The organism is Cyanobium sp. ATX-6F1 (assembly GCF_047395825.1).
Classification (GTDB): domain Bacteria; phylum Cyanobacteriota; class Cyanobacteriia; order PCC-6307; family Cyanobiaceae; genus ATX-6F1.
Genome location: NZ_JBCEBF010000003.1, coordinates 918467 through 942216 on the forward strand (window position 1 = coordinate 918467; position 23750 = coordinate 942216).

General features: G+C 67.2%; 12 protein-coding genes and 14 pseudogenes. 9 read left to right on the forward strand and 17 right to left on the reverse strand.

All coding sequences use genetic code 11. From position 1 onward, the window contains the following. Positions 1-115: 115 nt before the first annotated feature. Positions 116-428 (reverse strand): annotated as a pseudogene (gene groES, locus AAF143_RS17035) (co-chaperone GroES). A 255-nt stretch (positions 429-683) separates the two neighbouring features. Here groES and atpD point away from each other — a divergent pair. Both atpD and atpC read left to right on the forward strand, forming a co-directional pair. Next, positions 684-2161, forward strand: a pseudogene (gene atpD, locus AAF143_RS17040) (F0F1 ATP synthase subunit beta). Positions 2162-2164: 3 nt separating this feature from the next. After that, on the forward strand, positions 2165-2578 hold the full coding sequence (gene atpC, locus AAF143_RS17045) for an ATP synthase F1 subunit epsilon (RefSeq protein WP_255008878.1): 414 nt from the start codon (positions 2165-2167) through the stop codon (positions 2576-2578). 344 nt (positions 2579-2922) lie between these two features. On the opposite strand, the gene AAF143_RS17050 is transcribed toward atpC, so the two are convergent. After that, the gene (locus tag AAF143_RS17050) at positions 2923-3405 is read right to left on the reverse strand and encodes a 30S ribosomal protein PSRP-3 (RefSeq protein WP_255008876.1); all 483 of its coding nucleotides are present in this window, start codon (positions 3403-3405) and stop codon (positions 2923-2925) included. A 46-nt stretch (positions 3406-3451) separates the two neighbouring features. Here AAF143_RS17050 and AAF143_RS17055 point away from each other — a divergent pair. After that, positions 3452-4226 (forward strand): annotated as a pseudogene (locus AAF143_RS17055) (TIGR01548 family HAD-type hydrolase). A 29-nt stretch (positions 4227-4255) separates the two neighbouring features. Here the strand turns inward: AAF143_RS17055 and AAF143_RS17060 are convergent. Beyond that, positions 4256-5574 (reverse strand): annotated as a pseudogene (locus AAF143_RS17060) (aminopeptidase P N-terminal domain-containing protein). A gap of 113 nt (positions 5575-5687) precedes the next feature. Between AAF143_RS17060 and AAF143_RS17065 the strand changes: the two are divergent. From AAF143_RS17065 to ald, 5 genes and pseudogenes are all read left to right on the forward strand, one after another. Further along, positions 5688-6699 (forward strand): annotated as a pseudogene (locus tag AAF143_RS17065) (CNNM domain-containing protein). After that, positions 6696-8007: pseudogene (locus AAF143_RS17070) on the forward strand (GTP-binding protein). Before AAF143_RS17065 ends, AAF143_RS17070 begins: the two co-directional pseudogenes overlap by 4 nt. Positions 8008-8122: 115 nt before the next feature. Further along, positions 8123-8635 carry a nicotinate-nucleotide adenylyltransferase gene (locus AAF143_RS17075; RefSeq protein ID WP_414027432.1) on the forward strand — a complete coding sequence of 171 codons (513 nt, stop codon included), beginning with the start codon at positions 8123-8125 and terminating at the stop codon, positions 8633-8635. Then, a pseudogene (locus tag AAF143_RS17080) lies at positions 8635-10339 on the forward strand (NAD+ synthase). The gene AAF143_RS17075 and the pseudogene AAF143_RS17080 overlap by 1 nt, the downstream one beginning before the upstream one ends. Before the next feature lie 70 nt (positions 10340-10409). Beyond that, positions 10410-11548, forward strand: a pseudogene (gene ald / locus AAF143_RS17085) (alanine dehydrogenase). A gap of 10 nt (positions 11549-11558) precedes the next feature. On the opposite strand, the gene AAF143_RS17090 reads toward ald, so the two are convergent. The 14 genes and pseudogenes from AAF143_RS17090 to AAF143_RS17155 form a co-directional block, all read right to left on the reverse strand. Beyond that, a complete protein-coding gene (locus tag AAF143_RS17090; RefSeq protein ID WP_255009107.1) occupies positions 11559-12587 on the reverse strand; it encodes a DUF3326 domain-containing protein in 1029 nt (342 codons plus the stop codon). 26 nt (positions 12588-12613) lie between these two features. Further along, a complete protein-coding gene (locus tag AAF143_RS17095) occupies positions 12614-12787 on the reverse strand; it encodes a hypothetical protein (protein WP_255008854.1) in 174 nt (57 codons plus the stop codon). Continuing rightward, a complete protein-coding gene (locus tag AAF143_RS17100) occupies positions 12784-13107 on the reverse strand; it encodes a 2Fe-2S iron-sulfur cluster-binding protein (RefSeq protein WP_255008852.1) in 324 nt (107 codons plus the stop codon). Before AAF143_RS17100 ends, AAF143_RS17095 begins: the two co-directional genes overlap by 4 nt. 21 nt (positions 13108-13128) lie before the next feature. Continuing rightward, a pseudogene (locus AAF143_RS17105) lies at positions 13129-13897 on the reverse strand (TIGR02466 family protein). Between the two features lie 77 nt (positions 13898-13974). Further along, a complete protein-coding gene (locus AAF143_RS17110; RefSeq protein WP_255008848.1) occupies positions 13975-14925 on the reverse strand; it encodes a F0F1 ATP synthase subunit gamma in 951 nt (316 codons plus the stop codon). A gap of 13 nt (positions 14926-14938) precedes the next feature. Further along, positions 14939-15379, reverse strand: coding sequence for a hypothetical protein (locus tag AAF143_RS17115; RefSeq protein ID WP_414027526.1), 441 nt, complete (start codon positions 15377-15379; stop codon positions 14939-14941). 42 nt (positions 15380-15421) lie between these two features. Then, positions 15422-16455, reverse strand: a pseudogene (atpA, locus tag AAF143_RS17120) (F0F1 ATP synthase subunit alpha); the annotation flags it as partial. Between the two features lie 74 nt (positions 16456-16529). Continuing rightward, a pseudogene (atpH, locus tag AAF143_RS17125) lies at positions 16530-17077 on the reverse strand (ATP synthase F1 subunit delta). Then, positions 17077-17601, reverse strand: coding sequence for a F0F1 ATP synthase subunit B (locus AAF143_RS17130; RefSeq protein WP_255008842.1), 525 nt, complete (start codon positions 17599-17601; stop codon positions 17077-17079). The pseudogene atpH and the gene AAF143_RS17130 overlap by 1 nt, the downstream one beginning before the upstream one ends. Next, positions 17598-18067: pseudogene (locus AAF143_RS17135) on the reverse strand (F0F1 ATP synthase subunit B'). The gene AAF143_RS17130 and the pseudogene AAF143_RS17135 overlap by 4 nt, the downstream one beginning before the upstream one ends. Positions 18068-18167: 100 nt before the next feature. Then, the gene (gene atpE, locus AAF143_RS17140; protein ID WP_255008838.1) at positions 18168-18416 is read right to left on the reverse strand and encodes an ATP synthase F0 subunit C; all 249 of its coding nucleotides are present in this window, start codon (positions 18414-18416) and stop codon (positions 18168-18170) included. Positions 18417-18587: 171 nt separating this feature from the next. Next, positions 18588-19316 (reverse strand): F0F1 ATP synthase subunit A, encoded by a 729-nt coding sequence (gene atpB, locus AAF143_RS17145; protein ID WP_255008836.1) that lies wholly within the window; start codon positions 19314-19316, stop codon positions 18588-18590. 70 nt (positions 19317-19386) lie between these two features. Next, positions 19387-19821: an ATP synthase gene (locus AAF143_RS17150; protein WP_255008834.1), complete on the reverse strand. Its 435-nt coding sequence runs from the start codon at positions 19819-19821 to the stop codon at positions 19387-19389. A 155-nt stretch (positions 19822-19976) separates the two neighbouring features. Next, positions 19977-21167 (reverse strand): annotated as a pseudogene (locus AAF143_RS17155) (class I SAM-dependent methyltransferase). Positions 21168-21331: 164 nt separating this feature from the next. Here AAF143_RS17155 and AAF143_RS17160 point away from each other — a divergent pair. Next, positions 21332-23540: pseudogene (locus AAF143_RS17160) on the forward strand (phycobilisome rod-core linker polypeptide); the annotation flags it as partial. Positions 23541-23750: the final 210 nt, after the last annotated feature.

Sequence of the window (23750 nt, forward strand, 5' to 3'; positions counted from 1 at the left end):
AGGCGATGTCCTTTCGGTGAACAGGTTGATTGAGTGATCGGCTCAGGCTGGCCTGGGGGCGGCGATGGGCCGCAGCCAAAGGTTCAGCCGAGCGTTCGGAGGATCAGTGAACTGATCAGTTGACGATCGCGAGGATGTCCTTCTCGGACAGGAGCACGAACTCGTCGGTACCGAGCTTGATGTCGGTGCCGGCGTACTTGCTGTACAGCACCTTGTCGCCGATGCTCACTTCAGGAGCCTGGCGACTGCCGTCTTCGTTGCGCTTGCCGGGGCCCACCTGGACCACTTCCACCCACTTGGGGCTTTTCCTTGGCGGTGTCAGGCAGAAGGATACCGCCGGCGGTCTTTTCCTCCGACTCGGACACCTTGATGAAAATGCGATCTCCGAGCGGTTTGACCGTGGAGACGCTGAGAGAAACAGCAGCCATAGATAGGTTCGAGAGCAACAGATGTGGCGCGAAGTGCGCCACGGGGCGACCGAGTTAGCACTCGGCCAGCTCGAGTGCCAACCTAGGTTACTGGCCTCGATCTCAGCAAGGACGCCGGCGTGCGGGTGACCGAACCATGGAGAAGCAGGCGCCCAGAAGGATCAGCCGGTTGGGGGAGGCCCAAGTGGTAAGGTGACGCCGCTCCAGTTGGGTGTGCTCCCCGCTGCGCGCCTCCTCAGAAAACTTCCATCACCCATGGCTGCTGCTGCCCCCGCCAAGAAAGGCGCCACCACCGGATCCAAAGGAATCGTCCGTCAGGTGATCGGCCCGGTTCTTGATGTGGAATTCCCCGCCGGCAAGCTGCCCAGAATTTTCAACGCCCTGCGGATCGAGGCCAAGAATTCCGCCGGTCAGCAGGTCGCTCTCACCGCTGAAGTCCAGCAGCTCCTCGGTGACCATCGGGTGCGCGCCGTGGCGATGAGCACCACCGATGGCCTGGTGCGAGGCATGGAAGCCCTCGACACCGGTGCTCCGATCTCCGTGCCCGTGGGTGAGGCCACCCTGGGCCGCATCTTCAACGTGCTTGGCGAACCCGTCGATGAGCGCGGTCCGGTGGCCACCACCCTCACGGCCTCAATCCACCGCGACGCGCCCAAGCTCACCGAACTGGAAACCAAGCCCCAGGTGTTCGAAACGGGCATCAAGGTGATCGACCTGCTCGCCCCCTACCGCCAGGGCGGCAAGGTCGGCCTGTTCGGTGGCGCCGGTGTGGGCAAGACCGTGCTGATCCAGGAGCTGATCAACAACATCGCCAAGGAGCACGGCGGTGTCTCCGTCTTCGCCGGCGTGGGCGAGCGCACCCGTGAGGGCAACGACCTCTACGAGGAATTCAAGGAATCCGGAGTGATCAACCCCGATGACCTCTCCAAATCAAAGGTGGCTCTCTGCTACGGGCAGATGAACGAGCCCCCGGTGCCCGCATGCGCGTGGGTCTCTCGGCGCTCACCATGGCCGAGCACTTCCGTGATGTGAACAAGCAGGACGTGCTGCTCTTCGTCGACAACATCTTCCGCTTCGTGCAGGCCGGCTCCGAAGTGTCCGCCCTGCTGGGGCGCATGCCGTCCGCCGTGGGCTACCAGCCCACCCTTGGCACCGACGTCGGCATGCTCCAGGAGCGGATCACCTCCACCCTCGAAGGCTCGATCACTTCCATCCAGGCGGTCTACGTTCCCGCCGACGACCTCACCGACCCGGCGCCCGCCACCACCTTCGCCCACCTAGACGCCACCACCGTGCTCAGCCGCGGCCTGGCCTCCAAAGGCATCTACCCGGCGGTGGATCCCCTGGACTCCACCAGCACCATGCTCCAGCCGGCGATCGTGGGCGATGAGCACTACCGCACCGCCCGCACCGTGCAGTCCACCCTGCAGCGCTACAAGGAACTGCAGGACATCATCGCGATCCTGGGTCTGGACGAGCTCTCCGAAGATGACCGCCGCACGGTGGATCGGGCCCGTAAGATCGAGAAGTTTCTCTCCCAGCCCTTCTTCGTGGCGGAGATCTTCACCGGCCAGTCCGGTGAATACGTGAAGCTCGAAGACACCATCAAGGGCTTCAACTTGATCCTCGCTGGCGAACTCGACGATCTCCCCGAAGCGGCCTTCTATCTGGTGGGCAACATCGACCAGGTGCGTGCCAAGGCGGCCAAGATCCTCGCTGAAGCGAAGGCCTGATCCATGGCACTGACTCTTCGCGTCCTGGCCCCGGACAAAAGCCTCTTCGACGGCAGCGCCGATGAGGTGATCCTGCCCAGCACGACAGGCCAACTGGGGATCCTCCCTGGGCACATCTCTCTGCTCACCGCCCTGGATGTGGGTGTGTTGCGGCTGCGGGAATCTGGCGGCTGGAAGGCGATCGCCCTGCTCGGCGGCTTCGCCGAAGTGGAGTCCGACCAGGTCACGGTGCTCGTCAACGGCGCCGAACTCGGTGCCGCCATCGACCCCGCCGCCGCCCAACAGGAACTCGAAAAGGCGGAGCAGGCCGCCAGCGGCTTTGAGGGTCAACCCTCCAGCACCAAGAAGTTGAAGGCACTACAGGAGCTGTCCCGCGCCCGGGCCCGGTTGCAAGCCACCCGCGCCTCGATCCTCTGATTCGAGCCAGTTCGCCCCTGGCGGAAAGCCCCTCAGACCCTCTCTCCCCATGACCTGATGGTCCAGGGGAATGGCTGCGAAGTCAGGTCCGATAGTTGAGCATCATCCTCTGTGTGCCGCAAAGCGCGCCATCGGGTAAAGGTGGGTGGCTGACGCTGACGAACGGAGGGGATGCGCGCGCATCCAATCTCCCTGCCTCGTTGGATCACACACGATCAACGGCGCTGAATGAACCGTGCGGCGTGAACAAACCCGTCTCACCTGCCAGAACTAAGGGATCCACCCATGAAAAAGCGCCCCAGAAGAGGCGCCACCCGAAGCCTGGGGAGGCAACGATGCCGGACTCAGGCGGTCCCGCAGAAGGTCACATCGGGGAACTTGAGCTTGGCCTCATCGAGAGACTTGCCCTTGCCTTCCTCCTGCCAGTAGTTGATCACTTCGGTGGCCTTGTTGAGGATTTCCACCCGCTCGTTGTCGGTGATCCAGCTTTTACCCTCAACCTCGCCCTTGAGGGTTTCCCAGGCATCTTCCCGGGGCCAGAAGAAGTAGGCCGTCAGGGGGCTGGGGCCGCCGCCGACGATCTGATCCACCGCCAGGGCGACGTTGTCGGGGAGCCAGAGAATCTTGAGCAGGAAGCGGCCCTCATCGGGCTTGGGGGTGCGCCCGGAGGGGACGCCGTTTTCATCGAGAGTGGCCGTGGCCAGGGCGGCGCTCGCACCCCGCAGCACCGGACGGCCCTGGGTGGTGTCGTCGTCGGGGAGGCCAGCCTCGGGAATGGCCGCGCTCACTGCGACGCTCTCAGGGCCCGTCATGGTTTCTGCGCTCAAGACTTGGGATCAAACAACTAACCTACCAGCCGCAGGAGCAGCATTTCTGAGCCCCCGAGCCATCCTGCTGTTCGACATCGATGGCGTCATCCGGGACGTGAGCGGCAGCTACCGCCGGGCCCTGGTGGAAACGGTGTACCACTTCGGCGGCTGGCGGCCGAGCGCCAGCAACATCGATGCCCTCAAGGGCGAAGGTCGCTGGAACAACGACTGGGAGGCCAGCCTGGAACTCCTGCGCCGGGGGAGCTGGCGGACCTGCCGGCCTTCGAGGCCCTGGTGGAGGTGTTCAGCGGCTTCTACTTCGGCGGCGACCCGGAGGGCGATCCCTCCCTCTGGCGGGGGTTCATCCGCAGCGAGCCACTGCTGGTGGAGCCAGGCTTCTTCGCGGCACTCACTGACGCCGAGGTCGCCTGGGGATTCGTGAGCGGCGCTGAGCCACCCTCGGCCCGCTATGTGCTCGAAGCTCGTCTGGGGCTCAGCGATCCGCCCCTGATCGCGATGGGCGATGCCCCCGACAAGCCCGATCCCACAGGGCTGCTGCGGCTGGCGGAGCGGCTGGCGGGCCGGCCCCTGGGCCCTGGATCCCCCCGATCGCCTACCTGGGCGACACCGTCGCCGATGTGCTCACGGTGGAACAGGCCCGCCTGAGCCAACCGGGTCAGGCCCTGCTCAGTCTGGCGGTGGCGCCCCCGCACCTCCATGGCGATGCCCCCGCCCGACACCGCTACGAGGAGGCCCTGCGTGCCGCTGGTGCCGACCGGTTGCTCGGCCGCACCTCAGATCTGAGCTCTGATCAGCTGCTCGCCTGGCTGGAGCCCTGAAGCTTCCGCCTCCACACTCGTCCAACCCGTCAGCGCTCCATCGCCGCCACGGCCTTGAGGGCCGCCGCTGTGAGCACCTCGTGGCCCTGGGCCGTGACCGCCACGTCATCTTCGATGCGGATGCCGATGCCCTTCCAGCGTTCAGCGATCGCCGGTTGTCCCTCGGGCACCGGCAGCCGATCGCTGATGTAGATCCCCGGCTCCACCGTCAGCACCATGCCCTGCTCGAGCGGCACGGGATGCTCCCCGAGCCGATAGGCGCCCACGTCGTGCACATCGAGCCCGAGCCAGTGGCCGGTGCGGTGCATGTAGAGGTGCCGGTACGCCCCCTGCTCGATCACCCCGTCCACCGAGCCGCTCAGAAGCCCCAGCTCCAGCAGTCCCTCCACCAGCACCCGCACGGCGGTGTCATGCACCTGCTCGGCATCCGCCCCCGGCGCCACGCGCTCGATCGCGGCCAGCTGGGCCGCCAGCACCAGCTCGTAGAGGTTCCGCTGCTCGGGGCTGAAACGACCGTCGATCGGGAAGCTGCGGGTGATGTCGCCGTTGTAATAGTCGTTCAGACTGCAGCCGGCATCGATCAGCAGCAGGTCGCCGGCCGCCAGGGTGGAACTGTTGCTGGTGTAGTGGAGCACGCAGGCGTTGTCGCCCCCGGCCACGATCGAGCCGTAGGCGGGCCCCCGCGCCCCCTGCTCAAGAAAATGCTGCTCGATCACCGCCTGCACCTGGCGCTCGCCCAGCCCAGGGCGGGTGACCAGGCGCGCCAACTCATGGGCCTCAGCGGAAATCCGCGCCGCCTCCCGCAACCGCTCCAGCTCCGCCGGGCTCTTGCGCAGCCGCAGCCCGTGCAGGATCGGGCAGGGGGCCACCAGGCCCAGGGCCGCCTGGCCGCTGCGGGGGCTCGATCGAGCTGCTGGCCCCAGGCCTTGAGCACCAGCGGCTCCAGCTCCGGATGCCGGCCCACCCGAAAGGCGATGCCGCCGGCCCCCATCAGGTAGGGGCCGAGACGATCCGGCAACTCAGCCAGGGGATGGGCGAGGTCGGCGCCGAAGCGCTCCACCGCCCCCTCGCAGCCCCAGCGGAATCCGTTCCAGACCTCCGCCGTCGGCTCCTTGGGCTGCACGAACAGCACGAACGGGTTCTCGGCGCGATGGGGCAGGAACAGGGCCACCGCCCCGGGTTCATCGAAGCCGGTGAGGTACCAGAAATCACTGTTCTGGCGGAAGGCATGCTCCACATCGGCGTGGTGGGTGACCAGCGGCGAAGCCGGGATCACGGCCGCCACCTCGCCCAACTGCTCAAGAAAACGGGAGCGGCGCTGCTGGAACTCGGCTGAGTCGGTCACCATGGGGGCAGGGAGGTACAGCGGGAAGATGGCATAGCCGATTAAATGAGAGTGTCAGATCGCCAGCTCAGCTGTGGCCCCCAGCCTCCGATTCAGGCCCGCATGACCCAACGGCCATGAACGAACTCATCGGCCTGGTGGGTCTGGTGGTGGTGATTCTGGTCGGTTCGGCCATCTGCTCCGGCGTGGAGGCGGCGATCCTCACCGTGAACCCCTGCGGGTGCACGAGCTGGCCGGGCGGCCCAACCCACCCCGGGGGCCCGTTCCCTGCAGCTGCTCAAGAACCGGCTCGGCCGCGCCCTGGCGGTGCTGGTGATCGCCAACAACGCCTTCAACATCTTCGGCAGCTTGATGCTCGGCAGCTATGCCGGCTGGGTGTTCCAAAAGCAGGGCATTGGCGGAGTCGCCCTGCCGCTCTTTTCGGTGGGCCTCACGGTGCTGGTGATCCTGCTGGGTGAGATCCTGCCCAAATCCCTCGGCAGCAGCTTGGCCCTGCCCCTGTCCCTGGCCAGCGCGGCCTCGGTGGCGCTGCTGCTGCGGCTGATGTTGCCCCTGGTGGTGCTGCTGGAGTGGCTGATGCCGGCGATCACGGCCGAGAACGAACTGGCCACCGACGAGGAAGAGATCCGCCTGCTGGCGCGGCTGGGTTCCCAAAAGGGCCAGATCGAGGCCGATGAGGCCGCCATGATCGGCAAGGTGTTCCAGCTCAACGACCTGACCGCCAGGGATCTGATGGTGCCCAGGGTGGCGGCCCCCACCCTGGCGGGCCATGCCGAGCTGGCCGCGCTGCGGGACAACCTGCTCGGCAACACGGCCGCCTGGTGGGTGGTGCTGGGGGAGGAAGTGGACGAAGTTCTCGGGGTCGCCAGCCGCGAGCATCTGCTGGCTGCCCTGCTCATGGGTCAGGGAGGCTCCAGCGTCGCCAGCCACACCGAACAGGTGGAATTCGTGCCGGAGATGATCCGCGCCGACCGGCTGCTCACCGCCTTCCGGCGCAGCAACCATTCGGTGCGGGTGGTCGTTGATGAGTTCGGAGCCTTCGTCGGTCTGATCGGCGCCGATGCGGTGCTGGCGGTGCTCGCAGGCTGGTGGCGGCCGCGCTCAGCGGCCAAGCCGGAAACCCCATGACCGCCACCCCCAGCCCCGAACGCTGCACCGCCCTGCTGGAGCGCTGGCGCCCGGAGCTGAGGCTCTCGCCCCGGGAACGCTCCGTGTTGGGGCCTGAGCTGGCCGCCCTGGATGCCCAGTTGGAGCGCCTGCGCCAACGGCGCCTGCGGGTGGCGGTGTTCGGCCGGGTGGGGGTGGGCAAATCCAGCTTGCTCAATGCCCTGCTGGGGGAGGGGCGTTTCGCCACCGACGTGGCCCACGGCTGCACCCGCCGTCAGGAGCACGCCCCCTGGAAGCAAGCGATCACTGGGCTGGAACGGGTGGAGCTCGTGGACACCCCCGGGATCGATGAGATCGCCGCCAGCGCTCGCCAGCGGTTGGCGGCCCGGGTGGCCCTGGGGGCCGATCTGGTGCTGTTCGTGCTCGATGGCGACCTGACGGCCCCCGAGTTGGAGGCCCTCGAGGCCCTGCTCCGGGGCGGCACCCCCTGATGCTGGTGCTCAACCGCAGCGACTGCTGGCCCAGCGATGAGTTGGGCGACCTGGAGGCCAGCATCCGCCGCCGGCTGCCGGCGGCGGCGGCCGCTCTGGAGCTGGTGACGGTGGCCGCCGCCCCCGCCGCGCCACCCTGCTGGCCGATGGACGGGTGCGCAGCGAGCGGGAGCCGGCCCGGATCGAACCGCTGCAAGAACAGCTCACCGCCCTGCTCCGGCGCAGTGGCCTGTTGCTGTTGGCCCTCAACAGCCTGCGGGCCGCGGACCGCTTCAGCCAGCGTCTGCACCACTGGCGGCTGGGCCACGGCCGCGAGGCCGCCCGGGGCCTGATCGGCCGCTTCGCCGCCCTCAAGGCCACCAGCGTCGCGGCCAACCCTCTGGTGCTCCTGGATGTGGCCGGTGCCCTGGCCCTGGACACCACCTTGGTGGTTCAGCTCTGCCGTCTCTATGGATTGCAGCTCGATGGCCCCCAGGCCCGGCTGATGCTCGGGCGGATCTCGGCCCAGAGCGCCTTGCTGGGGGGCGCCCAGCTGGGGATCCAGCTGCTGCTGGGCGCCTTGCGCCAGATGCTGGTGCTCGCGGCCCCGCTCAGCGGCGGGTTGAGCCTGGCGCCGGCGGCGCCGGTGGCCCTGGCCCAGGTGGCCCTGGCGGTGGTGGCCACCCGGCGCACCGGGCGCCTGGCCGCCCGCGAACTGCTGCGCGGCGCCCAGGTGGGGGCCGCGCGCCCCGGCGCCCTGCTGCGCCGCCTGGCCCGCCAGGATCCTGAAGTGCAACGCTGGCTGGTGCAGTGGCAGACGCTGGACACCGCTCCACCGCTCCAGGCCTTGTTGCCATGAGCGAACCCAACGGCTCCTCGGACCCTGCGGTCGTGGCCCTGTTCGGCACCAGTGCCGATCCCCCAGCCTGGGCCACCGGGCCCTGCTCGAGGGGCTCACCCGCCATTTTCCGCTGGTGGCCACCTACGCCAGCGACAATCCTCTCAAGCACCACGGGGCGCCACTGGCGGTTCGCTCGGCGTTGCTCCAGGCCCTGGTGAGCGGTCTGGCCAACCCACGCCTGATCCTCGACCAGGCGCTCAGCAGCCCGCGGGCGATCGAAAGCCTTCGCTCAGCCCAGCGGCGCTGGCCTGGGGCCCAACTGGTGTTCGTCCTTGGCAGCGACCTGGTGGATCAGCTGCCGCGCTGGTACGACGCCGCTGGGATCCTGGCCGCCTGCCGACTGGCGGTTGTGCCCCGCCAGGGCTGGCCCCTGCGAGCCGAACAGCTGGAGCGCCTGCTCCAGCTGGGGGCCAACCTTGAGGTGTTGCCCCTGGAGATCCCCGCCGCCGCCAGCTCCCAGATCCGCGAACAGCCTGATCCAGCCTTGATCCCAGATGAGCTCCTGCCGGTGCTGCGGAAACACAATCTCTATGGCCTGGCAGGCACGGCCACCGGCGGCCCTGCAGCCGCCCGCCCCCTGCGCTGATGCGGCTCGCCCTGGCCCAGATCAATCCGCTGGTGGGCGATTTGCGTGGCAACACCGAGCGGCTGGCCCAGCGCTGCATTGAGGCGGCCGCTGCCGGCGCCGATCTGGTGGTGGCCCCCGAGCTGGCCCTCTGGGGTTACCCGCCGCGGGACCTGCTGCTGCGCCCGGCCCTGCAGCGAGAGCACGACAAGTTGCTGGGGGAACTGGCGCGCCAACTGCCGTCCGAACTGAACCTGGTGCTGGGGGTGAGCGAGCCCCTGCCGGGGGCCAGCAGCCTGGCCTGTTCAACGCCGCCGCCCTGGTGCAGGCGGGCCAGTGGCGGATCGTGGCCCGCAAGCGCCTGCTGCCCAGCTACGACGTCTTCGACGAGCGGCGCTACTTCCGCAGCTCCGACCAGCCCGCTCTGCTGGAGTTACCCGTGGGAGGTCGCCGCTGGCGATTGGGCCTCACCATCTGCGAAGACCTCTGGGTGGAGGAAACCCTGCCGATCCCGCGGCTGGCCGGTCCCGACCCGATCGCTGAACTGATTCCGCTTCACCCCGAGCTCCTGATCAACCTCTCGGCCTCACCCTTCGGCCAGGGCAAGGCGGCCCTGCGCCACCAGCTGGCCCAGGCGGCGGCGGCGCGGCTGGGCTGCCCGGTGGTCTACGTCAACCAGGTGGGCGGCAACGACGAGCTGGTGTTCGACGGCTCCAGCTTCGTGATCGATCCAGGCGGCAGCGTGCGGCTGCAGCTGGCCTGCGCCGAGGAGGACCTGGGCCTCTGGACCTACGACGTTGATGAGGCTCCGCGAGAGCTCCAGGCCACCGCCACTCCGGCCCTGCCGCCGGCGATGGAGCAGCTGTTCAAGGTGTTGGTGCTGGGGCTGCGGGACTACGCGCGCAAATGCGGCTTCCAGCGGGCGCTGCTGGGCTTGAGCGGCGGCATCGATTCGGCCCTGGTGGCCGCCCTGGCCGTGGCCGCCCTCGGTCCGGAGCGCGTGCAGGCCCTGCTGATGCCCTCCCCTACAGCTCCGCCGGATCGATCAGCGACGCCCTGGCCCTGGCCGGCACCCTCGGGATCGCCCACCACACCGTGGCGATCGCGCCGCTGATGGAGCAGTTCGCCTCAACCCTGGATGGCCCCCTCGCTGGGCCGCCCACGGGCCTGGCGGCCGAGAACCTGCAGTCCAGGATCAGGGGCACCCTGCTGATGGCCCTGGCCAACCAGCAGGGCCAGCTGTTGCTCTCCACGGGCAACAAGTCGGAGCTGGCCGTGGGGTACTGCACCCTTTACGGCGACATGAACGGCGGCCTGGCCGTGATCGGCGACCTCTACAAGAGCACCGTCTTCGCCCTCTGCGCCTGGCTTGACGCCCCTGAATCCGGTCCTTCCCGACAACGGGTCGGCCTGGCGGCCGAAGGCCCCTTGATCGGCGAGGCGATCCGCCAGAAACCTCCGAGCGCCGAGCTCAGCCCAAACCAGAAGGACAGCGATTCCCTGCCCGACTACTCCGTGCTTGATCCGGTCCTCGCGGCCTACATCGATGAGCTGCGCAGCCCGGAGGATCTGATTGAAGCGGGGATCGACCCGGCCTTGGCCCACAGGGTGCAGCGACTGCTGAGACGAGCGGAATTCAAACGCCGCCAGGCCCCGCCGCTGCTGAAGGTGAGCCGCCGGGCCTTCGGAACCGGTTGGCGGATGCCGATCGCCGCCGCCGACTGAGGCGAGAATGCCGTTCTTCGTTGGCGATCAGCCGGCTGAGTCGCCAACCTGGTAGGAGCTTCCCAACCCCATGTCAGCCTCCGGCCCGGCGGCTCCGATCGCCAGCATCGGAGTTCCCTCCGAAATCAAACGGGACGAACAGCGGGTGGCCCTGACACCCGATGGCGTCAGGGAACTGGTGGCCCATGGGCTGGAGGTGCGCATCCAGCACGGGGCCGGCGCCGGCGCCGGCATCAGCGACGAGGCCTTCGCCGCCGTCGGCGCCCGCCTGGTGGACCGCCAGGAGGCCTGGGCCGCCCACCTGGTGGTCAAGGTGAAGGAACCCCAGGTGGAGGAGTTTCCTTTCCTGCGCAGTGACCTCGTTCTGTTCACCTACCTCCACCTGGCCGCCTATCCGGAGGTGGGCCGGGCCCTGCTGGAGGCGGGCACCACGGGTGTGGCCTACGAAACGGTGCAACTGGAGAACGGCAGTCTGCCGCTGCTGGCCCCGATGAGCGAGATCGCCGGACGGCTGGCGGCCCAGGTCGGGGCCCACCTGCTGGAGAAACCCCATGGCGGCCGAGGTGTGCTGATGGGTGGCTGCACCGGCGTCAGGCCGGCCCGGGTGGTGGTGCTGGGGGCCGGCACCGTGGGCTGGCATGCGGCCCGGGTGGCGGCGGCCATGGATGCCGAAGTTCTGCTGCTCGATCACTCCCCCCAGCGGTTGCGCAACCTGGAATCCGACCGCCGCGGCCGCCTGGTGAGCCTGGTGAGCAGCCGGGGGCTGGTGGAGCGGCTGGTGCCGTCGGCCGATCTGCTCATCGGCGCGGTGCTGACTCCGGGCGGCCGTGCCCCGAGCCTCGTCGACGAGGAGTTGGTGCGCCAGATGCGGCCGGGGTCGGTGATCGTGGACGTGGCCATCGACCAGGGGGCTGCATCGCCACCAGCCGCGAGACCACCCACACCGATCCGGTGCTGACCATCCACGGGGTGCAGCACTACGCCGTCGGCAACATGCCCGGCGCTGTGCCCCACACCTCCACCGAAGCCCTGGTCAGCGTCACCCTGCCCTACATCCTCGCCATCGCGGGCCGGGGCCTGGTCGAGGCGATCACCGAGCGTCCCGAGCTGATGTCGGGGTTGAACACGATCAGTGGAGATGTCTGCCATCCCGGGGTGGCCAAGGCGCTTGGCTTGCCCACCCGCCATCCGATGGCCTGCCTGCGCTGAGCCTGGTGCATCAGCCCAGGGGCCGCAGCGGTCGCCCCAGGGCCTCCGGAGCGAGGCCCTCCCTCAGGGCCAGCACCCAGCCGGCCGCCTCGGCGTAGCTGGCCGCCGGCAGCACGGTCACCCCCAGGGCTTCGGCGCTGACCGCCAGCAGCGATGGGTTGCCGGCCACGGCGATCACCGGAACGCCCCGGTCCAGGGCCGCCAGCACCGCCTCGCCCCCCAGGGCTCCGGCAGGGGCCACCACGGCACCGACCTGCTCGCCGAGGAGCGCTCCGGCAGGTGGGGCGGGGCACCCAGGGGCCATCGGCCAGAGGTTCGGGGCCCTCGACAGGCCCACCAGCACACAGGGCAGGAAGGTGGTGCCGATTTCCTCGGCCGCCGCCCGCGGATCCAGGCTGGGATCCAGGGGAAGGGGCTCCAGGGCCGGAGCATGGGCGCAGGGCAGCGCCAGCTGGCGCCCGAGCAGGTGGCTGATCACGGCCTCGGCGCCGGCCAGGGCGTCGACCCCGCTACCTCCTCGGTAGGCGGCCAGGGCCTCGCAGGAGGGGGCCTCGGGGAAGCGCGTCACCACGGCGATCGCCGTGGCTCCCGCCGCCTTGAGGCGCTCAGCGGCCGCCAGCAAGGCCCCAGGCCGCCCCAGGCTGCCCCAGCTGCTGCCGCTGGGGCCCACGCTGAGGCTGACCTCCAGGGGCTCATCGGTGGTGATCACCGGGCCGATGGTCAGTCCGAGCGTGCTGCGGCAGGCCTCGATCACCTGCCGGTGCCGCAGCCGCAGGTCGTCCTCGATGGCCGCATCCAGCAACACCCCCACCCGTTGGCTGCGAACCGGCACCAGGGCCAGCTCAGCGGCCACGAAACGGTCGAGGGCCCAGCCCTCCACGTAGTGGATCCGCGGATCACTCCAGTAGAGCGCCGCACCATTCATCACATTGGGATGGGTGATCAGGCAGCCGCTGGCCGCCGCCAGCAGCCGGGCACTGGGCAAGCCATCGCCGGCATAGCCCCCGATCTGGCAACCGATGCCGGTGGGAATCACCATCACCGTCGGCAGCGGGGGAAAGCTGCTCACCGCAGCACCACCGCCTCCAGCCGCGCCCGCCGTGCCCCGTCCACCTCAACCTCCACAGCCGTGAGCGCCCAGCGCAGGGGTTCGCCGTGGGGCGCCAGGGCCGCCAGCACCTGGGGCCTCAGGAGCCCAGGAGCCAGCTCGAACCAGAGCTCCAGGCTCTCCAGCGTCACTTCTGGAATTGACCGAACTGGGCTTCATAGAGCGCATCCTCCTGGGCCGCCAGCAGCTTGAGATCGCTCAGCGGCGTGGAGACGCAGAGCAGGGCGTAACCCTTCGCCTGCAGCTCCTGGCTGACACCCATGGCGTCGGGCTGGTGCACCTGACCCTCCTGCAGCAAGGCCGCACAGGTGGTGCACACCCCTGAGCAGCAGGAGCTGGGCAGGGGGACCCCGGCGGCTTCGGCGGCCGCCAGCACGGTCTGGTCACTGCGGCACGGGAAGCTGTGCTCCGCGCCATGCAGCAGGGCGATCACGGTGAAGGTGTCACTCATGGGGTTGCCTGGGGCGCCTGATCAGTCCACAACCTGCCCATCTTCCTGGACGACGGGACGCCACTGGCTGGGATGGGGCGCCAGGTACTCCGCTGAGGGCCCACCTGCTTGGGAGCCGGCGGGGGCGGTGAGCACGAAATCGAAACTGATCGAGAAGCGCCGGTCCTCGCCGTCGTTGCCCGCCACAGCGTGGTCGGTGGCCGCCGGGAACAGCACCACCAGCCCAGCCCGGGGGCCACCTCCGCCCAGGGGGCGTTGAGATCACCACCGACCTGGATCGGCCCGCCGTGGCCCACCGCCAGCCCCGGCACCAGCTCATTGACCTGACAGGGCGGATACAGCCGCAGGCAACCACTCTCACCGCTGCCATCGCCATTGAGGTAAACCACCGCGCTCAGGTGGGCGTTGGGGTGGTGATGGCGTCCCACCCCTGGCCGGGCTCGCTGACCACCGGCCAGCAGCGCTGCAGATGCAGGCCCACACGATCCAGGGCAAAGCCCAGCCGCTCCAGGTAGGCCAGGCTCAGCTGCTCCACCTGACGGCAGAGGCTCGAAAAGCTGGGGTGCTCGTGCAGCTGAGCGACCCCATGCAGATCCCCCGTCCAGGCGCAATCGGGATCGGGGTTGCCGCTTGCCTCACCCCGCAGCGCCAGAACGTCCTGGAGCATCACCGCCAGATCGAGCGGATCGAGCCGCAGCTGGGCGCTGCCCAGGGCCAGCGGGAACAGGGGTGAAACCACCAATCCCTGGTGCTCCGGCAGCGAGAGGGGCCGAAGTGGGGAGCCATCCATCCAGTGAACCCTACGAAACAGCCGGCCCGAAAGCCGGCTGAAAAGAAGGAGCAGGACCGCTTTGGAGGTTGCTCAGATCAGCCCATTCCCGCGGAGCCACCCACCACCTCGAGGATTTCCTGGGTGATCGCCGCCTGGCGGGCCTTGTTGTAATCGAGGGTGAGGGTCTTGGCCAAGGCCTTGGCGTTGTCGCTGGCGTTGTTCATGGCCGTCATCCGGCTGGCCAGCTCACTGGCGGCCGCCTCCTGAAGCGAGCGCAGCAGCTGGTTCTGCAGATACAGCGGCAGCAACGCATTGAGCAGTTGCGCCGGGCTCTGCTCAAAGACGAAGGACGAGGGCAGGACCGGCTGAGTGTTCTCCGGAGCCGAGCCCACTTCGACCTGGAGTCGACCTTCGCGGGTGGTGAGGCGGAAGATCTCGTCGTCAGGGCTGGCGATTCCCTGGGGGTCGAGGGGCAGCAGGGTCTGGGAAACGGGGTTGGAACTCACCAGGTTGATGAACTTGGTGTAGATGATCTCCACCCGATCGGTGCTCTCGGAAAGAAACTCCGCCAACACTTCATCCGCGATGCCCCGGGCCTCATCGGCGTTGGGCACCTGCTCGAGGCCCGTGAAGGTAGCCCGGATCGGATAGGAGCGGTTCTGGAAGTAGGTGATCGCCTTGCGGCCAATCAGGACCAGATCTACGGTGAAGCCCTGGTCCTTGAGCTCGGCGAAGCGCAGCTCGGTGCGCTTGATGATGTTGGCGTTGTAGCCACCACAGAGGCCGCGATCGGCTGTGACCACCAGCAAGGTGATCCTGGAGACCGCTCGGCTCTGCAACAAGGGCACATCGGCCCCTTCTCCGCTCAGGTTCGCCTGGAGGTTTTCCAGGACCCGAGCGAGCCGGTCGGCGAAGGGTCGGCTGCGCAGCACCTGATCCTGGGCCCGACGCACCTTGGCTGCGGCCACCAGGCGCATGGCCTCGGTGATCTTGCGGGTGTTCTTGACCGAACTGATCCGGTCACGGATTTCCTTGAGGTTCGCCATTGGATGGGGGTGCTCAGGCGACGGCCAGAAGGCTGGCCTTGACTTCGTTGATGGCGCTCTTGAGCAGGGCCTCAGACTCCTCGCTCAGTTGCTTGTCGCGCTGAACGGTCTCGATGTAGTTGGCGCAATTGGTCTTGAGGTATTCGCGCAATTCACGCACAAACAGAGCGCACTGCTCCACAGGCACCTCGTCGATCAGGCCCTTGACTCCGGCGTAGACCACGGCCACCTGTTCGGCCAGCAACAGGGGGCTGAACTGGGGCTGCTTGAGCAGCTCCCGAAGACGCTTGCCACGGCCCAACTGCTTCTGGGTGGCGGCATCGAGGTCGGAGGCGAACTGGGAGAAGGCCGCCAGTTCATCGAACTGGGCCAGTTCGAGCTTGAGGGTGCCGGCGATCTTCTTGATCGCCTTGGTCTGGGCGGCGCCGCCCACGCGGCTCACCGAGATGCCCACGTTGATGGCGGGACGCAGACCGGAGTTGAACAGGTCGGAGCTGAGGAAAATCTGACCATCGGTGATCGAGATCACGTTGGTGGGGATGTAGGCCGAGACGTCACCCGCCTGGGTTTCAATGATCGGCAGGGCGGTCATGCTGCCCTTGCCCATGGCGTCGGAGAGCTTGGCGGCCCGCTCCAGCAGGCGGCTGTGGCAATAGAACACGTCACCGGGGTAGGCCTCACGGCCGGGGGACGGCGCAGCAGCAGCGACATCTGGCGGTACGCCTGGGCCTGCTTGGTGAGGTCGTCGTAGACGATCAGCGTGGCCTTGCCCTTGTACATGAAGTACTCAGCGATGGCGGCGCCGGTGTAGGGGGCCAGGTATTGAAGGGCCGCCGCTTCCGAAGCGCTGGCGAACACCACCACGGTGTAGTCGAGGGCGCCGCGCTCCCGGAGCACCTCGACCACGTTGGCCACCGAGGCCGACTTCTGGCCAATGGCCACATAGACGCAGACGACGTCCTCACCCTTCTGGTTGAGGATCGTGTCGATGGCGATGGCGGTCTTGCCGGTCTGGCGGTCGCCGATGATCAGTTCCCGCTGGCCGCGGCCGATGGGAATCATGGCGTCGATCGCCGTGATGCCGGTCTGCATCGGTTCATGCACCGACTTCCGCTGGATGATGCCCGGCGCCATCGACTCGATCAGGCGGCTTTCGGTGGAGGCGATCTCGCCCTTACCGTCGATCGGCAAGCCCAGGGGGTTCACCACGCGACCGAGCAGGGCATCGCCCACGGGCACCGAAGCAATCCGGCCCGAAGCCTTGACGGTGCTGCCCTCCTGGATGCCACGGCCTTCGCCCATCAGCACCACGCCGACGTTGTCGTCCTCGAGGTTGAGGGCGATGCCCTCGGTGCCGTCTTCGAACTCCACCAGTTCACCGGACATCACCTTCTCGAGGCCGTAGACCCGGGCGATGCCATCGCCGATCTGCAACACCGTTCCGACGTTGCTGACCGAAACTGACTTGTCGTAGTCAGCGATCTGCTGCTTGAGGATGGCGCTGATCTCGTCGGGTCGGATGGAAACCATGGTGGGAAGTCCCCTGGGGGGAAGGCGGTGGGGGAAAGGAGGGGTGGAGGAAAGGTTGGCTCAGGGGGTGGTGGCTAGCTCACCCGGGCCAGCTCCAGACCGAGTCGACGCACCTGGCCCGAGAGGCTGGCGTCGATCACCTGGGAGCCGAGGCTGATGATGAAGCCGCCGATCAGGGCGGGATCCACCAGGAGCTTGATCTCAACCTTGTCGGTGCCGGCAACCGCCTGCACCTTCGCGCTCAGCTGAGCCTGCTGCTCATCCGAGAGGGGGTGGCTGAGGTGACGGTGGCCAGAGCGATCTGGCGCTGTTCCCGGTAGAGCTCCAACAGACGCTCGAGGACAGCGTCCAACACACCGATGCGTGAGCGGTCGGTGAGCAGCTTGAGCAGGTTGAGGAACGAGGGGGTGAGCTGATCGGCAAACAGCTTGACCAGCACGTCCTTCTTGGCCTCCACTTCGATCACGGGCGAGGCCAGGGCCTCCCCGAGGCTGGGGGTTTCGTGCCAGAGGACCAGAAGCTCCTTCGCCTGGGCAATCACCTCATCGGTTTCCCCACGCTGGTCAGCGACCTGCAGAAAGGCTTCGGCGTAGGGAGTGGTGATGGAATTGAGCAGTGGCATCAGGAGGCCCCCAGGTTGGCGATGGACTGATCGATCAGCCGAGCCTGGGCCGCTTGATCGAGTTGGGAAGGCAGCGAGGTCAGGGCTTTCTCGATCGCCAGCCGGGCCGCTTCCCGGCGCAGCAGGGTGGTCACCCGGGCCGCTTCTGAACTCAGATCAGTGGCGGCGCCCTGCTTCATGCGCGCCATCTCTTCAACGGTGCGCAATTCGCTCTCGAGGCGAATCGACTGCGCCCGGGCTTGTCCGTCGGTGAGGATCTTGGCCGCTTTTTGCTGAGCCGCAGCAAGGGCCTGCTGAGCTTCCGCTAACGAAGTGGCGGCTTCAGCCAGACGGTTCTCGGCATCGTTCAGCTCAGTGAGGATCGCGCTACGGCGCCGTTCCAGGATCGCGCCCAGAAAACCGGGCAGAAACTTCCACAGACCGGCGATCACGATCGCCAGGTTGATGATGTTGGTCTCAAACGGATCCAGGTTGAAACCGAAGCTTCCGTGGCTGGCCAGCAGAGGGGCAACGAAGGTGATCATTGGGCAGCCAGCAGACGTTGGACAATGAGGTCTCCGAGCTGATCGGCGTCAAGAAGGATCTGCCCCATCGCGGTTTCCCGCTGGGTGTCGATCTCCCGGCGAGCCTTTTCCCGACTGGCATTGGAATCGGCCATCGCGGCCGCCAGGGCGTCGCGGTAGAGGCGGTCGGTTTCTTCCTCGGCCGCAACGATCAGCTTCTGGGCTTCCTGACGGGCCTCCTTGAGCTGGGTCTTGAGGTCAGCCTCGAGCCGTTGAGCCTGGGCAAGCTTCTGCTTGGAATCAGCGCGGCTGGTGGCGATGTAGCCCTCGCGCTCCTCGACCGTCCGGCCGATGGGACGGAAGAACAGGGCGTTGAGAATGAAGGTGAGGAGCACCACCTGCACCGCCATGAGCGGCAGGGTGGCATCGAGGTCGAAGAGACCCCCTCCGGTGTACCGGCTGCGGCAAGCAGGAGCCAGCTGGTCATGGGGCAGGAGCGCTGGAGTGATCAGGACGGTGGACGGTGGGGAGTGACGCTCCGGAGCGGGGGATGGAACGCTCCGGAAGGCCTTTCCCTCTGGGCGTGATCAGTTGGCGAAGGGGTTCGCAAACAGCAGAACCAGGGCGACCACCAGGCCATAGATGGTGAGCGACTCCATGAAGGCCAGAGACAGCAGCAGGGTGCCGCGGATCTTGCCTTCGGCTTCAGGCTGGCGGGCAATGCCTTCAACGGCGCCGCCGGCAGCGGTGCCTTGACCAATGCCGGGGCCGATGGAGCCCAGGCCGACGGCCAGACCGGCTGCCACAACAGACGCAGCGGAAGTAATCGAATCCATGTTGGGGAAGAGATGTGGGGCGCCGATGCAGCGCGGAGTGAACCGAGGACGGAACGCGGCGCTTGGACATTCCCAGGGAAAGACCTTGGGAATGGGCCCGGATCGAGCCGGACCTGCGCGCAGGAGATCTAGCAGACCGTGGGACCGGCCGGCTTGGAATCAGGTCTGGATTCAGGCGTGGGATTCATGGACGGCCTCGCCGATGTAGTAGGCGGCGAGGGTGGCGAAGATCAATGCCTGGATCGCGCTTGTGAACAGACCCAGGAACATCACGGGCAAGGGAACGATGAGGGGAACGAGAAAAGCCAGCACCGCCACAACAAGTTCATCGGCAAGGATGTTGCCGAACAAACGGAAAGAAAGCGAGAGCGGCTTGGTGAAATCCTCGACGATCTTGAAAGGCAACATGATCGGCGTGGGCTCCACGTAGTACTCGAAGTATCGGAAGCCCTTACGACTCAGGCCGGCATAGAAGTAGGCCAGAGAAACCAGCAGGGCCAGGGCGATGGTGGTGTTGATGTCTGCGGTGGGGGCACCCAATTCCCCACTGGGAAGGTGGATGAGTTTCCAGGGGATCAGGGCACCGCCCCAGTTGCTGACGAAGATGAACAAGAAAAGGGTGCCGATGAAAGGCAGCCAATCTCTATAGGCCTTTTCTCCGATATAATCACGCGCGATATCACGAATGTAGGCCCAGAGATATTCCAGCAGGTTCTGGAGACCGCGGGGATCGCGCTCCAACTTGCGGGATCCGATCACCACAACGGTCAGCAGGGCTCCAATCACCACCCAGGAGCTCAGGAAGATCTGGCCATGGATGTTGTAGTTGCCCAGGTGCCAGTAGAGGTGTTGTCCAACCTCCAGGGCGGCGAAGGGAAGATTGAGTGGCAAGGGAACCATCGGGCTGAACGTTCGGTGTCGCTCAAGCGACGGATGGGGTGGAGGAGGCGGGGCTGGAGACTCGTGCTGATCAGCGCTGGGTTGAACCAACTCTGGCATCGAGCAGCCCTTGGATCAGAAGGGCGGGTTTGTAGAGCAGGAAACCGATCAGGGCTGGAAGGAGATCCATCTGGGGGATCCTGGTGGAGGCGATGACGAGCACCACAGGCACCAGAAGCTGGACCTTTCCCACTGACTTGGCGCCGTTGCCGAGCTTGTCCACGCTGCGGGAAAGAAGCCACAGGTAGAGGAGCCCGGCGAGGGCACCGACCAGAAGACTTCCTGCCGTGGAGAGGTCAAAGGCCAAGGCAGCGATCGGCACCGCCGTAGCGGAAGCGATCAGGGTGGCCTGGATCAGGCGCCGCTTGAGCCGCGCGTAATCAGCCATGTCGCCGCTGGTCTGTAAACGAGCCCCACCAAGGGGGAGCGTTTCGGCCATGGCCACCTCCGCAGGGGAGGAGGTCATCACCGGTTCAGGCTTCAACCCTGGGTCAGATCCTGCTTCCAGCGCGAGTTCCGACCCCTGGGTGGAGAGCAACTCGAGATGTTGATCAGGGCTGGCCAACAAGGGCGCCGAGGCTCTGAAAAGGCGTGCGGAATTTATCACGCAGCCCCTTCCGCTCAGGGCCTGAGCAGCAACAGCTGCCGGCTCACAAGTCCCCGTGCCACGGCGGCCAGAGGCTCCGGGGCCCAATCCAGATCCAGCTCGCCCAGGGGCGTGTCCGCCCCGGCCGCGTCGATCGCCTGCAGCAAGGCGACCGCTTCAGGCTCCAGGTTGAGGGGCTCCAGATCAGGACCCAGCAGGCTGGACCCCGGCCAGCCCCAGAGACAGGGGTTGCGCTGACCGCGGGCCGCAAGCACCACCTGATCACGGCTCCAGTCGGCCGCCGCCAGTTCCCCCTGGCTGAGGAAGAACTCGAAATGGCTGATGTCGGGATCGAGCGCCTCGACCAGTTGCCACTGTTCCCGCTTCGGCAGGGCCCGGGCCCGTTCCAGAAGCTCCCCTCGAGCAGGCGGGCGGGATCCCAGACCTGGGGATTGGAGAAGCCGGCGAACTGCAGGTCAGCGGCGGCCACGAAGGCGAACAGGCGATCGAGGTCGTAGCTGCTCTCCTGGGGATGCAGATACATGTCGGCGAAGTTGGCATCCGCGGCCGTGTCCAGGGCCCAGCGCTGTTCATGGTGACGGCGCAGGCGGTTCCGCTCCGGCAGGCTCGCGAGCAGTTCGCGGCCCAGGCGCAGCCCCTCCCCGTCGGCTCCTGCACCCACCAGCGTCAGGGCCCGTTGGGTGCGGTGGATCTCCCAGCGTCCCCCATCGGCGTAGAGGAAGAGGTGCAGCAGCCCCCCTGCCGCAGCAGCTCGGCCAGGGCCCTGAGCCCCGCCTGGGGCTGCTTGAGGTGATGGAGGACGCCAACGGAGTTGATGTAATCGAACGGTCCTTCGCCCGCCAGGTCCAGCAGGCTGCGCTGCTCGATCCGCACCGAGGCGCGCCCGGCGGCACCCGAGCGGCGCAACCGTTCGCGGGCCACCTCAAGGGTGCCGGGGCTGATGTCCACCGCCAGGATCTCGGCGCCCGGGTTGAGGTGGGCCAGGTAGTCGGTGCTGACACCGGTGCCACAACCCGCGTCCAGGATCCGCAGCGGTTCGGGCCATTCCGGCACGGCACCGGTGCAGACGCCGTAGGCGCAGGGCACACACCAACGCCAGTTGTACCCGGGGGAGGGCCGTCCTGGAGGGGGTCACCGGGGTAGGGAAAGCGGTCGTAGAAGGCGCTCACCACGGGAGTGGCGGCATCGGTGGATCCCTCGGGCATGGATGGGGAGGGCGGCGGAACGCTGGACGCTGACCAGGGGAGCTTTTCATGGGGCCGACGGACCTGGGAACCACACGGCCTGGGGGCTGCAAACATTTGTTCATGGCCCCCCGATCGGCACCAGGGCCAGCCGTAACGTTCCTTGGCCAGGCTCGCTCTCGTTCATGACCGTGACCGCCAGCAGCGGCAGCCCCAGGGTTTCACCCCAGCTGTTTGACACCCTGCCGCTCTCCAGCGTCCGTCAGGCGGAGCAACAGGACCGCTTCCCCGATCTCGGCGAGCTCGACAACCTCAGCACCTTCTTCCAGACCGGTCTCGTACGTGTGGAGGTCGCCAGGCGTCTGTCGGCCAACGCCGATGGCATCGTTGGTCGCGCGGCGAACCGCATCTTCTCCGGCGGTACCCCGCTCTCCTACCTCGATGCCCCGCTGACCCCGGAGTCCCAACGCAGCGCTGAGGCCACGCCCCTGGCGGCCGATCAGATCGCCTTTGCGGCCTCGGTCGCCACGTTTGCCCAGGGCAGTGCCACCAAGGGCTTCCTGGGCAGGGTTCTTGGGGGCCTCCAGGCCGATGCGGATGTGCGCGTCGTGCTCCCCACCGGCTTCAGCCCGATCAGCGTCGCCCTGTACGGCACGGAGCGCATGCGCAAATCCGTGCGCGACCTGGCCTGGTTCCTGCGTTACGTGGGCTACTCAGTGATGGCCGGCGACCCCAGCATCCTTTCTGTGAACACCCGCGGCCTGCGGGATGTGCTCGAGAAGGGATGCTCCCTGACAGCCACCAACGTGGCCCTGCAGGAAATGCGCGCCGCCGCCGCGGAGCTGTTCAACGGCGAGCCTGAAGCCCGGAGCCTGGTGATCGAGGCCTTCAACGTCCTGATCAAGGAACTCGACGTTCCCACCCCCTCCCCCGCCAGCGTCTCGGCAGCCCCGAAAACCAGGGTCTGCAGCTACCTGCCAACTACGCGCTGGCAGCCCAGGGCAAGGCCCCCGCTACAACATCAAGCCCGGCCAGACCGGCGCCCAGAAGGCCGAGGTGATCCGGGCGGCCTACAGGCAGGTGTTCGAGCGCGACATCGTCAAGGGCTACAGCCAGGTGGTGAGCCCTGTTGAGGCCACCCAGGTGCGTCAGGGACAGATCTCGATGCGCGAGTTCATCCGCTCCCTTGGCCAGAGCAAGGAGTACCGCCAGCAGTTCTACGGGCGCTTCTCCAACAGCCGCGCCGTCGAGCTGGCCTTCCGCCACTTCCTTGGCCGAGGCATCAGCTCCCGAGAGGAGTTCACCCGCTACTTCGACATCGTCAGTGCCCAGGGCCTCAAGGGCTTGGTCGACGCTCTGATCAACACCCAGGAATACGCCCGGGTGTTCGGGGAGGAAACCGTTCCCTTCCTGCGCGATCTCGGGGAGGAAGCCCAGGAGAGCGCCGGCTGGGGGTCCAACCGCAAGCTGTTCAATTTCAGCGCGCCCTTCGAGGGGGCACCGCAGTACGTCACGCTCTACGCCTCCTACCGCCAGCCCTTCGCCGATCAACACGCCTACGGCGGCGGCAACGACCCGCTCGCCCTCAACTACGGCGCCATCTTCCCCTCGGGCACGGCGTCCGTGGCCACCCGTCCAGCTCCTGTCGGTTACGACAACCGACGGATCCTGATCGGCAACGGCATCGCCCAGCCGGGGCAGATGGACAGCCCCCAGTTCCGCAAGGCCAAGCCCCGCCGGGTGGGGCCGAAACTGGTGCGCCTGCAGCAGATCTCCACCGGCGGCTCCTCGGTTCCGCGCCGTGGTGGACAACCCAGCATTCGCCGAACCGAATCAAGCACCAGCGCGGTGATCGACGCCGTCTACGTGCAGGTGCTGGGCACGGCCGGCTATGCCGGTGAGCGCCTGAAGGTGGAGGAGATCAAGCTCGAGAATGGCGACATCTGCCTGCGGGACTTCATCCGTGAGGTGGCTCGCTCAACCGCTTTCCGTCGCCGCTACTGGAACGGTCTGTACATCACCAAGGCGATCGAGATCATCCACCGCCGGCTGCTGGGTCGCCCCACCTTCGGTCGCTGGGAAATTGACGGCTACTTCGACACCGCGGCCCGAAAGGGTTTTTACGGGGTGGTGGATGCCATCCTCGCTAGCTCCGAATACAGCGAAAGCTTCGGTGAGGACACCGTCCCGTACGAGCGCTTCATCACCGCGAACGATCTCAACGCGCGACGGGTGCCCGCCCTCAAACGGCCCTTCAACGCCGGCGCCTATGCGGACATCCAGCCCCAGCAGTTAAGGCGGCCCGATGTGAGAACTCAGGAGGGCATCGTCAACAGCTCGGAGGTCACCCCGCGCAACCTGACCGCCCGCAAGCGGGTGGTATTGGGCGGCTGGAAAGCCAAGATCAGCGCCAACGACGACGACGCTCAAGGTTTCGACACCAGCGGCAGCGACACCGCCACGGGGAGCTTCGCCACCATCGCTCCCCAGAGCTGGCCCGAGAACCCCCTCCCACCCGCCGCTGGAGCGCCGCTCGCTGGCAGCCCAAGCAGGTGGCCACGCAGGTCTAGCTCTCCTGAGCGGGCGGACCCATCTCTCCACCCA

Coding starts and splice junctions, on each gene's coding strand:
- atpC (WP_255008878.1), top strand. CDS start 2,165: ATGGCACTGACTCTTCGCGTCCTGGCCCCGGACAAAAGCCTCTTCGAC.
- AAF143_RS17090 (WP_255009107.1), bottom strand. CDS start 12,587: ATGGTGATTCCCACCGGCATCGGTTGCCAGATCGGGGGCTATGCCGGC.
- AAF143_RS17100 (WP_255008852.1), bottom strand. CDS start 13,107: ATGAGTGACACCTTCACCGTGATCGCCCTGCTGCATGGCGCGGAGCAC.
- AAF143_RS17110 (WP_255008848.1), bottom strand. CDS start 14,925: ATGGCGAACCTCAAGGAAATCCGTGACCGGATCAGTTCGGTCAAGAAC.
- AAF143_RS17130 (WP_255008842.1), bottom strand. CDS start 17,601: ATGATCACCTTCGTTGCCCCTCTGCTGGCCAGCCACGGAAGCTTCGGT.
- atpE (WP_255008838.1), bottom strand. CDS start 18,416: ATGGATTCGATTACTTCCGCTGCGTCTGTTGTGGCAGCCGGTCTGGCC.
- atpB (WP_255008836.1), bottom strand. CDS start 19,316: ATGGTTCCCTTGCCACTCAATCTTCCCTTCGCCGCCCTGGAGGTTGGA.
- AAF143_RS17150 (WP_255008834.1), bottom strand. CDS start 19,821: ATGACCTCCTCCCCTGCGGAGGTGGCCATGGCCGAAACGCTCCCCCTT.